We start from the raw sequence: 9,921 nt of genomic DNA, 5'->3' as shown, positions 1-9,921 counted from the left end.
CCCGCCACCGCCTCGGCGGCAAAAAACGCCGCCCCCAGCAACGCCGCATCCAACCCCAGCGCAAACCCCAGCCCCAGCCTGTTCGCCACCGCGCCAATCACCACCGGCCCCACCAGAAACCCCGCATACCCCAGCCCCACCACGGCGGGCACTGAATGGTTCGCCGCCATTCCCGGCACCCGCGCCGCCGCACTCATCACCAACGGCGCGATATTCCCGGTCCCCAGCCCCACCAAGCCAAAACCAAAAATCCCCGCCCAGCCAAAGGGCACAAAAATCACCAGCCCAAACCCAGCCACCGCCACCGCGCAGCCCATGCGCATCACCGCCGCCTGCCCCAGCCACATCGCCACCCGGTCGCCCAGCAGCCGTGCCCCCGCCGTCGCCACCGCAAAGGCAGCATAGCCCAGCGTCGCGCTGGCCAGCGGCATCGCGCGCGAGAACCGCAAAAACACCGTGCTCCAATCCGTCGCCGCCCCCTCGGTCATGAAGCACACGAAGCAGCAAAGCCCCAGCACAATCGTCGCCCGGTTCGGCAGCGCCAGCCGCGGCCCCAAAGCACGCACATCGGCCTCATGCGCAACCAGAAACCCGCTCTGCGTCAAAATCAGCAATATCGCCGAAGCATTGATCAACGCACACCCGGCGTAGGACACCCCCAGCCGCAGCAGCAAAAAACTCGCCACCGCCACCGCCAGACTGCCCAGGCTGTAACAGGCATGAAAACCTGACATCTGCAGCCGCCCGCTCATGCGTTCCACCACCGCGCCCTGGGCGTTAAGCGCGATATCCAGCGCGCCGAACAGCGTGCCGTACACAAACAATAATGCGGTGAACCCCAGGGCCGAATGCGCGCTCACCAGAAGCGGCAACAACACCCCAACCCCGGTTGAAACCACCACCAGCACCGCCCGGCTGCCCCAGCGGCCAACCGCCATCCCGGCAAAGGGCATCCCCGCCAGCCCGCCAATCCCCCCCGCGAACAGCACGACCCCCAGCGTCCCATCGCTCAGGCCGAATTTTATCTTGGAATACGGTACCGTAATCGCCCAGACGGAAATCCCGATCCCCGCCATGAAAAACATCAGCCACATGGTGCGCAGCCGCGCCCCCACGCTCACCCCGCCCACGGCGCCATTCAAAGCCGGCGGTTGCCCATCACCGCATGATAACCCACAAGCACCACAACCGCCCCCACCACCGAGACGAACAGGCTGTAGAAATTAACCCCGCTCACCGGTGCTGCGCCCAGCACCATGAAAATCTTGCCGCCCACCAGCGCGCCCACAATGCCGAGCACCATATCCAGCATCGGCCCCTTGCCGCGGTTATCGACGATATGGCTGCCAATCCACCCAGCCAGCAATCCCAACACAACCCATCCGAGAATCGACATCCGCCACCCTCCAAAAATCAGAACGCGGCTTTCTTCAACCGCCTCACCTCAATTGCCTGCCACACCACCAGCGCTGGCACCGCAATCACAAAATCGCGCGCCCGGCGCATCAGCGAGAGCGAAAGCGCCACATCCGGCGGCACCCCAAAAATCCCGCCCAGCAGGGTATACGCCGCCTCCTGTATCCCCACCCGGCCCGGCACAAAAAACGCCAGCGCCATAATCGCATGCAGCAGCGCCTCGATACATATGGCATCGACAAAGCTCAACGGCACCCCCACCGCATGAAACCCGACAAACGAAGCCGTCGCGGTGCCAAACCAGCACACCAGATGCAGCAGCGCGCCATAGGCCAGCCGGTCGCGCTCGCCATACATGATATTGAGCGAGGTCTGCAGCCGGTCGATGCTCAACGACGCCCCCTCGCCCGTCTGCCCCGCGATCTTTGAGGCCAGCGCCCGGAAAATCTTCGCCCCGCTGCCTTGCTGCGCCAGGATCAACCCAACCCCCAGCACCACCGCCACACACAGCCCCACCGCCACCGGCACCAGCAAATCGCTGGAAGGCGCCTTGCGCGCCAATATGGCAAGCCCGATGCCGATAAACACCAGCTGCGCGAGAAACTCAGTGGTGATATCCGCCAGGGTGGAGGCCGTGGCATCGGCGATCCGCACGCCATGCAGCGCCATCACCCGCGCGCCCAGCACATAGCCCCCCACCTGGCTGAACGGCAGAAACTCACCGGTGGCATCGCGCACCATGCGGCCCCACACGCACAGCCAGAAGCTACCGCGCATCCGGCTGCGCAAAACCATGCGCCAGCACAGCCCCAGCCCCAGCAGAATCCCCAGCTGCACCAGAGTGTACAGGCCAAAGCCCGAGGGCTTCACCGAGGCCAGCACCCGCAGCACATCCGCCGCGCCGTAATATATCACCAGCCCCGTGACCACCGCGACACCGGCAAGCGCAAAGACCGCCGGCAGCAGCCGCAGATGGCGCTTCAAACCGCGGCCAGCCGTTTCTTGGGGCGCACGATTAGCCGCGCCAGCCTTGCCAGCCGCGGCATGGTCGTGGGGCGGAGCAGCCGCGCATCATAACCCGCCATGCGCCGCTTATCCTCCTGCAAACAAATATCGATCAGCACCGCCGGGTCCATTTCATCGCTCAATGCCTTCGACCCGTTGATGGTGAAGTTCGCATCCGCGCCTTCCAGCCCATCCACATCGCGCGCGATCCCGATACGCTCCCAGATGAGAAAAGCCCATACCGCCGCCGTTTTCAGCGCGAAATAAGGCCGCCGCCACAGCGGCATGTTCGCCTTATGCCAGGCGATCCAGTTGGTGAAAAACAGAATATGCCGCCCCTCCTCCTGCACCACGGGCTCGAACGTCTCCACCAGCTCCCGCGGAAAATAGCCGGAGCGCCGGGCCATCTCAAACAGCCCATAGGCAAAAAAACTATCCACGCATTCCGAAAAGCCGGTTACCATGAACCCCCATTCCGCATCCACCGGCAGCACATATTCCTCATCGGGCTGCATCGGAATGTCATAGGCCGCCACCAGCCGGGAGAGCACATCGCGGTGGCGCCGTTCCTCCCCCGCCATATGCAGCAGCGCCGCCCGTAAGGCCGGGTTTTTCACCGTTTTCGCAAACGCCTCGATACGCATCGAAGCCTTGATCTCGGTCTGCACCGCGATATCCCAGATCGGCAGCGAGGTGATGCGCGCCTTGGTCTCCGCGTCCAGCACAGGCCAGTCCAGCACCGCCGGCTTGTAGGGGTTGTAGGTCTCCTCCAGCAGCCGCGTCATCATCTGGTAATGCGCCTCGCTCCCCGGCTTAATCTGCCCCGGTTGCGCAAAATCCCAATGCCGCGCCTTGAAATCCACGGCGGCGATGCTCGAATCATCCATGACAGCTCCTCTTGCCTGCTCAGGGGTTCATTAAAAACTGCCCGGCTTCTAGCGCAACAGGACAGGAATTTATACATGGCGCCCCTGGTGGGGCTGGCGGGGCGGCCACGCGCCAAATAAAGAGACTACATGATGCATGGCGGAGTAAAAGCTTGAGTGCGGACGATATAACGCTTGTGACGGGTGCCACCGGGTTCGTCGGCGCCGCCGTGGCGCGCGCGCTGCACCGCGCCGGGCACAGGCTGCGCCTTACCACCCGCCCTGGCAGCGATCTGCGCAACCTGGCGGGCCTGCCCGCTGAAATCGTCACGCTGGACCTGGCGGATCCCGCCACCTTCGCCCCCGCGCTGCAAGGCTGCCGCTATCTCTTCCACGTCGCGGCGGACTACCGGCTATGGGTTCCCAATGAAGCCGCCATGCGCCATGTGAATATCGACGGCTCCGTTGCCCTGCTGCGCGCCGCCGCCGCCGCCGGGGTGGAACGCAGCGTCTACACCAGCTCCGTCGCCGCCCTGGGCCTTAACCCCAGCGGCGCCCCAGCCGATGAGACCACCCCCATCAAGCCCGAACACCACCTCGGCGCCTATAAAAAGTCGAAATACGACGCCGAGCAGGCGGTGCGCGCCATGGCCGCCGCCGGGCAGAACATCGTCATCGTCAACCCCTCCACCCCCATCGGCCCGGGCGACGTCAAACCTACCCCCACCGGCCAGATGGTGCGCGACGCCGCCAACGGCCGCATGCCGGCCTATGTCGATACCGGGCTGAACATCGTGCATGCCGGCGATGTGGCGCAGGGCCATCTGCTGGCGCTGGAAAAGGGCCAAGCCGGCGAGGCCTATATCCTAGGCGGCGAAAACCTCATGCTGCGCGAGTTGCTCGCCCTCATCGCCGCGCAAACCGGCCGCAAGGCGCCCACCCTGCGCCTGCCCATTACCCCGCTCATGCCCATCGCCTGGGTGATGGAGCGCATCGCCAATATCACCGGCAAAACCCCGCTCATGACCCCTGAGATCCTCGCCATGGCGCGCAAAAAGATGTTCTTCACCTCCGCCAAGGCGCAGACCAGGCTCGGCTACCAGCCGCGCCCCGCCGCCGCCGCCGTAGCCGATGCGCTCACCTGGCTGCGCGCCCAGGGCCTGCTGACATGATCGCCACCCTCGCCCTGCTCATCTGGCTCTACCTGTTTTTTCTGCATGGAAAATTCTGGGCCTCCGCGCCCGAACTCCCCCCCGCCACGCCGCCCGCGTTGCCGGATGTGGACATCATCATCCCCGCGCGCGACGAGGCGCAGACCATCGCCCCGGTCATCGCCTCGCTGCTGGCGCAGGATTATCCGGGCAAATTCCGCGTCATCCTGGTGGATGACAACTCCACCGACGGCACCGCCGCCCTGGCCGGCGCGCACCCAAGGCTCACCATCATCACCGGCAAAGCCAAGGCCCCCGGCTGGTCGGGCAAGCTCTGGGCGCTGCAACAGGGGGTGGAGGCCAGCACCGCGCCCATATTGCTGTTCGCCGATGCCGACATCACGCACGACCCGCGCCATCTCTCCTCGCTGGTCACCCGCCTGCTCACCCCGCACGCTGACATGGTCTCCGAAATGGTGCGGCTCAACTGCGCCTCGCTGCCCGAGCGTTTCCTGATCCCCGCTTTCGTGTATTTCTTCCAAATGCTCTATCCCTTCGCCCTGGTGAACGACCCGCTGAAATCCACCGCCGCCGCCGCCGGCGGCACGGTGCTGATCCGCCGTGAAGCCCTGGCGCGCATCGGCGGGCTGGAAAAAATCAAATCCACCCTCATCGACGATGTCTCCCTGGCGCGCGAGGTAAAAAAATCCGGCCCCATCTTCCTCGGCCACTCGGGCCTGGCCACCTCCATCCGCCCCTATCCGCACATGGCCGACATCTGGAACATGATCACCCGCACCGCCTTCACCCAGCTCAACCACTCCGGCTTTATCCTGGCCGGAACCATACTGGGCCTCACCCTGGTCTGGCTGGTGGCGCCCTATGAGGTCATCTTCGGCCATGGCTGGGGCTTCCTGGCCGGGCTCGCCGCCTCGGCGCTGGCCGTGGCCAGCTATTTCCCCACGCTGAAACGCTACCACCAGCCCAAACCCCTCGCCCTGGCGCTGCCCTTCATCGCGCTGTTCTACATGGCCGCCACCATTGCCTCGGCGGTGAACCACTGGCGCGGCATCGGCGCCAAGTGGAAAAGCCGCGCCTATGGGGAGCACGGCGCATGAGCGCGAACGACAACGCCCAGGCCACACATGCCGCAGCCGTCCCGGATGAGAACATCGAGGCATGGTCCGGCAAGGACAAGGCCGACGAGAACTTCCCCGTCGGCTCTCTGCTCCTCCGCCGGGAGCTGCGCGAGCATGTGCATGCCTATTACGCCTTTGCCCGCAATGCCGATGACATCGCCGATTCCGCCACGCTGCCGCCTGCCGTTAAAATCGCCCGTCTGAATATCATGGAAGAAGTTCTAACCGGCGCCCGCGCCGAGGGCGCCCCCAGCGCCACGCGGTTGCGCGCCTCTCTGGCGCAATCGGGGGTAAGCGCCATCCATGCGCGCGAGCTGCTAGTCGCCTTCCGCCAGGACGCGGTGCAGAACCGCTATGCCGACTGGGCGGCGCTGATGGATTATTGCCGCTATTCCGCCGCGCCAGTCGGCCGGTATGTGCTGGAGCTGCACGGCGAGGACAAAGCCACGTGGCCCGCCTCCGATGCCCTCTGCGCCGCGCTCCAGGTGCTCAACCACCTGCAAGATTGCGCGGGCGACCTGCGCAACCTGGACCGCTGCTACATCCCGCAGGACATGCTGGCAAAAGCCGGCTGCAAAACCGACGATCTGGCCCGTGGCGAGACCACCCCGGCCCTGCGCGCCGTGTTTGACCAGATGCTCACCCTCACCGAGGCGCTGAACGAAGCCGCCGCCGCGCTGCCCGGCTTGGTGCGCGCGCACCGCCTGCGGGTGGAGACCGCCATCATCACCCGGCTCGCCAGGCGCCTCACCGCGCGGCTGCGCCATGGCGACCCGCTGGCCAGCCGGGTGAAGCTCACCAAGGTTGATTTTATCACCGCCGCCACCCTCTCTCTTGGCCGCTTCGCATGACCGATTCCACCTGCACCGCCGCCGATATCGCCTATGTCACCGCCCTGGTGAAAGCCTCTGGCACCTCGTTCTACCATGGCATGAAAATCCTCCCCCCCGCGCGGCGGGATGCGATGTATGCCATCTACGCCTTCTGCCGCGTGGTGGACGACATCGCCGACGATGACGATGTTCCCTTCGCGCACAAGCGCGCGGCGCTGGATGAGTGGCGCGCGCGCATCGCCGCCCTCTACCACGGCGAGGCGGACGGCCCGATCCCCCGCGCGCTGCTCGGCGCCGTCCGGCAGTTTGATTTGCAAGCATCGGACTTTGGCGACATCATCGATGGCATGGAGATGGATGCGGGAGACCCCATCGTGGCGCCGGCACTAGCGGCGCTGGACCTGTATTGCGACCGCGTGGCCTCCGCCGTGGGGCGGCTTTCCGTGCATGTGTTCGGCGACTCCTCGGGCGCGGCGCGCGATGTGGCCCATGCGCTGGGGCGCGGCCTGCAACTCACCAACATCCTGCGCGATGTCGGCGAGGACGCAGCCCGCGGCCGTCTGTATCTCCCCCGGGAATTCCTCGATGAAGCCGGAATCCCCCCAGAGCCGCAAGCCGCCCTCGCCTCACCCGCCCTGCCCATGGTCTGCGCCCGGCTCGCCGCCATGGCGGAACAAAAATTCACCGAAGCGCAGGCCGCGATGGCGCGCTGCAACCAGGAGGCCATGCGCCCGGCCCGGCTGATGCAAGCCAGCTACCGCCCGCTGCTCGGCATCCTGCGGCGGCGGAACTTCAATTACGAGGGCCCGCGCGTAAAACTTCCGGCCTGGCGCAAGCTCGTGCTGGCCGCGCGCCTGCTGGCCGCGTGAGGGCGCGATGAGTGTGCATGTCATCGGCGCGGGGGTCGCCGGTCTCGCCGCCGCCTGCCAGCTCACCGAGGCGGGGCACCATGTCGTGCTGTTCGAGGCCGCGAAAACCGCCGGCGGGCGGGCGCGCTCGCATTATGACAACGTGCTCGGCTGCCGCATCGATAACGGCAACCATCTGCTGCTCTCGGGCAACATCGCCACACTCGCCTACCTGCAACGGATCGGCGCGAATCGCTCCCTCACCGGGCCGGCCGAGCCGATTTTTCCGTTTCATGACCTGCGCACCGGAAAGAGCTGGACGCTGCGGCTCAACCAGGGAGGCTTTCCGTGGTGGATATTTTCCAGCAGGCGCCGCGTGCCGGGCACAAGGCTGCACCATTATCTGGGGTTGCTGAAAATCCGCAGGGCAAAACCCTCTGATCTGGTCGCCCCGCTGCTGGCCGGAACTGGGCCGCTTTATTCCCAGCTGCTGGAGCTGCTCGCAGTCTCCGCGCTCAACACCAGCCCGCAGGTGGCAGCTGCGGCGGCGCTGCGCAGCGTGTTCGCCGAAAGCCTGGATCTGGGCGGCTACGCCACCATCCCCCGCTACGCGCGCGGCGGCCTCTCGGAGACCTTTGTTGACCCGGCACTGAACTGGCTGCGCGAGCGCGGCGCGGTGATCCGCCTGGGCGAACGGGTGAGCGAGCTGAACCCCGCGCAGGCCACCATCCTCGCGGTGCCCCCCTGGGCCGCGGCCGAGCTGGTGCCGGGGCTGACCGTGCCGAACGAGTTCGAGTCGATCTATAATCTGCATTTCAAATATTCACTGCCTCCCGGCGAAGCCGGTTTCTGGGGCTTCATCGGCGGCATGACGGAATGGGTGTTCGCGCACAGCAGCGTCATCTCGGTCACCATCTCCGCCGCCAGCCGCTATGCGGACATGAGCGCGCAGGACATCGCCGCCAAAGTGTGGAGCGAAATCGCCAGCGCCTTCTCGCTTCCACCCGAAATCCCGGTTTACCGCGCCGTATGGGAAAAACGGGCCACCATGCTGGCCACCCCGGCACAAATGGCCCGGCGGCCGAAAACCAGGACCAACAACCCGAATCTGATGCTCGCCGGCGACTGGACCGACACCGGCCTGCCCGCGACCATCGAGGGGGCAATCCGCTCCGGCAACGCCGCCGCGCAGGCGCTCATGTCAGGCCTGAATGGCCTGAGCGCGATCGTTTGAGGTTCGCTCAACCGAGCGAGCCGAAAGCGTGAATCGCCCTCGGAAAAATGATGAGAGCGCGATCGTTTGAGGTTCGCTCAACCAAGCGAGCCGAAAGCGTGAATTGCCCGCTATTTTTATAATGCAGTGCCGTTTCAGCGTTTAGTCTTTCGATGGCGTTTCAATTTCCGGCGCCTCCAGGTCGGGTGTTTCAACCTCGGGTGCTTCAATCTCGGGCGTTTCGACCTCGGGCAGATCGTGCGCGGGGGCTGGTTCGATTGCTCCATCCGGCTCTGAGAGAGCGGGTTTCGGGACGCCGATCAGATCCTCGACATCGAGCATCTCAGTGTCGATCTGGTCGATCATGATGGAGTCCGCGGCGGTCAACTCCCCCTGAATTTCGACCAGATGCTGGCCATTAAGATCAAGCCCCGCCGGTGCGCCGGAGGCGGCCAGGCCATCGGCGGTGACGAGTTGCCCCTTGGCGCTGGTCTGGAAATAGCCGCGGACCTCAACCAGTGTTCCGGGCGCGCCGAGTGCTACGGGCGCGGGCGTGGCGGCGGCGGCCAGCAGGCCCTGGGGGCTGATGGTGCCGCTGACGATGACCCGCTCGCCGGGGGCAAGCCCCGCCGTGAGGCCGGGCGGCGCCTGCATGCTGGTGCCCGCGACCGCCAGCCGGCCGGGCGCCAGCGAGGTGACTTCCGCCACCAGCTGGAAACGGTTGCCCGGTGGCAAGGCGGTTACCCGCTGCGCAACCCAGTCGTCCGAGGGCCGGGGCAGCGCGGAGACCGCAACCAGTGCGCCGGCGCGCATGCCGGAGAAAAGCTCCTGACGATGCGCCGCGACCACATGTTGACCCAGCACGATGGCGCTACGGCCATCGGCGGCGATATAGCTCACCGGGCCGATGATGGGGTGAACGACGGTGATTTCCCTGGCGTAGCCGCCGCGCGGCGTGGTGACAACGCCTTTCACCTCGGCGGTTTCGCCCACGCGCAGCGAGGATACCGTGGCGGGGGCGCCGTCGATGACGACCAGCGTGCGGCCATTGAGCGCATATTCACGGCCGTTCACAAACACGCTGCCAAAAGCCTGGATTGGCCCGTAGCCGGTGATCGGCATGCCAGGGCGGGCGATGCCCGTGCCACCGATACCGCCGGGGCCGGAACTGACGCCCGTGCCGCCGATGCCGCCAGGCTCACCGCCGGATGCCTGCGCCGGGGTTGCCGCGGCGCAGAGGGAAAACACGGCCACCGCCAGCCCGAGCAGGGCGCCAGCCCTCCCGCGCGCGGCCCGCCAGGGGCGTTGCACAGGGGGTTGCGGGAGCAAGGCCATGTCAGGCTTGGTCTTCGGTGCTGGTTTCATAATAATACACGCCAAGGCGCAGCCGTTTCAGCGGCTGGCCGGCGGCCTCGGACTCGGGGGCTGGGCTGCTGTCCAGCAATTTGGC

The 9,921-nt window shown here is 66.0% G+C and carries 10 protein-coding genes; 5 read left to right on the top strand and 5 right to left on the bottom strand.

Features of this window, described 5'->3' with window-relative positions; all coding sequences use genetic code 11:
- From PHE40_RS07530 to PHE40_RS07515, 4 genes are all read right to left on the bottom strand, one after another.
- Positions 1-1,142, bottom strand: a 1,142-nt coding sequence (locus PHE40_RS07530) for an MFS transporter (protein WP_299960279.1), incomplete at its 3' end; no start/stop codon positions are given.
- On the bottom strand, positions 1,139-1,396 hold the full coding sequence (locus PHE40_RS07525; RefSeq protein WP_299960278.1) for a GlsB/YeaQ/YmgE family stress response membrane protein: 258 nt from the start codon (positions 1,394-1,396) through the stop codon (positions 1,139-1,141). The genes PHE40_RS07530 and PHE40_RS07525, both read right to left, overlap by 4 nt.
- Positions 1,397-1,413: 17 nt before the next feature.
- A complete protein-coding gene (locus tag PHE40_RS07520) occupies positions 1,414-2,400 on the bottom strand; it encodes a flippase-like domain-containing protein (protein WP_299960275.1) in 987 nt (328 codons plus the stop codon).
- Entirely contained in the window at positions 2,397-3,308 is a 912-nt protein-coding gene (locus PHE40_RS07515) for a ferritin family protein (RefSeq protein WP_299960273.1), read from the bottom strand. Before PHE40_RS07515 ends, PHE40_RS07520 begins: the two co-directional genes overlap by 4 nt.
- A 152-nt stretch (positions 3,309-3,460) precedes the next feature.
- Here PHE40_RS07515 and hpnA point away from each other — a divergent pair, with 152 nt between their 5' ends.
- Genes hpnA through hpnE form a run of 5 tightly spaced genes read left to right on the top strand, consistent with a single transcriptional unit; the run spans position 3,461 to position 8,492 of the window.
- On the top strand, positions 3,461-4,459 hold the full coding sequence (hpnA, locus tag PHE40_RS07510) for a hopanoid-associated sugar epimerase (protein ID WP_299960270.1): 999 nt from the start codon (positions 3,461-3,463) through the stop codon (positions 4,457-4,459).
- Entirely contained in the window at positions 4,456-5,556 is a 1,101-nt protein-coding gene (locus PHE40_RS07505) for a glycosyltransferase (protein WP_299960267.1), read from the top strand. The genes hpnA and PHE40_RS07505 overlap by 4 nt, the downstream gene beginning before the upstream one ends.
- Positions 5,553-6,428 carry a squalene synthase HpnC gene (gene hpnC / locus PHE40_RS07500; RefSeq protein ID WP_299960264.1) on the top strand — a complete coding sequence of 292 codons (876 nt, stop codon included), beginning with the start codon at positions 5,553-5,555 and terminating at the stop codon, positions 6,426-6,428. Before PHE40_RS07505 ends, hpnC begins: the two co-directional genes overlap by 4 nt.
- Positions 6,425-7,279: a presqualene diphosphate synthase HpnD gene (gene hpnD, locus PHE40_RS07495; RefSeq protein WP_299960261.1), complete on the top strand. Its 855-nt coding sequence runs from the start codon at positions 6,425-6,427 to the stop codon at positions 7,277-7,279. Before hpnC ends, hpnD begins: the two co-directional genes overlap by 4 nt.
- A 7-nt stretch (positions 7,280-7,286) precedes the next feature.
- Complete coding sequence (gene hpnE / locus PHE40_RS07490) at positions 7,287-8,492, top strand: hydroxysqualene dehydroxylase HpnE (RefSeq protein WP_299960258.1); 1,206 nt, start codon at positions 7,287-7,289, stop codon at positions 8,490-8,492.
- Positions 8,493-8,633: 141 nt separating this feature from the next.
- On the opposite strand, the gene PHE40_RS07485 is transcribed toward hpnE, so the two are convergent.
- Positions 8,634-9,836 carry a DUF5666 domain-containing protein gene (locus PHE40_RS07485; protein ID WP_299960256.1) on the bottom strand — a complete coding sequence of 401 codons (1,203 nt, stop codon included), beginning with the start codon at positions 9,834-9,836 and terminating at the stop codon, positions 8,634-8,636.
- Positions 9,837-9,921: the final 85 nt, after the last annotated feature.

The sequence above is a fragment of the Acidocella sp. genome, assembly GCF_028687955.1.
Taxonomy (GTDB): domain Bacteria; phylum Pseudomonadota; class Alphaproteobacteria; order Acetobacterales; family Acetobacteraceae; genus Acidocella.
The sequence above is the reverse complement of the archived record's forward strand: the minus strand, read 5'-3'. Positions and strand labels throughout refer to the sequence as shown.

Excerpts from the sequence above, each read along its gene's own strand:
- hpnD (WP_299960261.1), top strand. The coding sequence starts at position 6,425 with ATGACCGATTCCACCTGCACCGCCGCCGATATCGCCTATGTCACCGCC.
- hpnC (WP_299960264.1), top strand. The coding sequence starts at position 5,553 with ATGAGCGCGAACGACAACGCCCAGGCCACACATGCCGCAGCCGTCCCG.
- hpnE (WP_299960258.1), top strand. The coding sequence starts at position 7,287 with ATGAGTGTGCATGTCATCGGCGCGGGGGTCGCCGGTCTCGCCGCCGCC.
- PHE40_RS07515 (WP_299960273.1), bottom strand. The coding sequence starts at position 3,308 with ATGGATGATTCGAGCATCGCCGCCGTGGATTTCAAGGCGCGGCATTGG.
- PHE40_RS07525 (WP_299960278.1), bottom strand. The coding sequence starts at position 1,396 with ATGTCGATTCTCGGATGGGTTGTGTTGGGATTGCTGGCTGGGTGGATT.
- PHE40_RS07505 (WP_299960267.1), top strand. The coding sequence starts at position 4,456 with ATGATCGCCACCCTCGCCCTGCTCATCTGGCTCTACCTGTTTTTTCTG.
- PHE40_RS07485 (WP_299960256.1), bottom strand. The coding sequence starts at position 9,836 with ATGAAACCAGCACCGAAGACCAAGCCTGACATGGCCTTGCTCCCGCAA.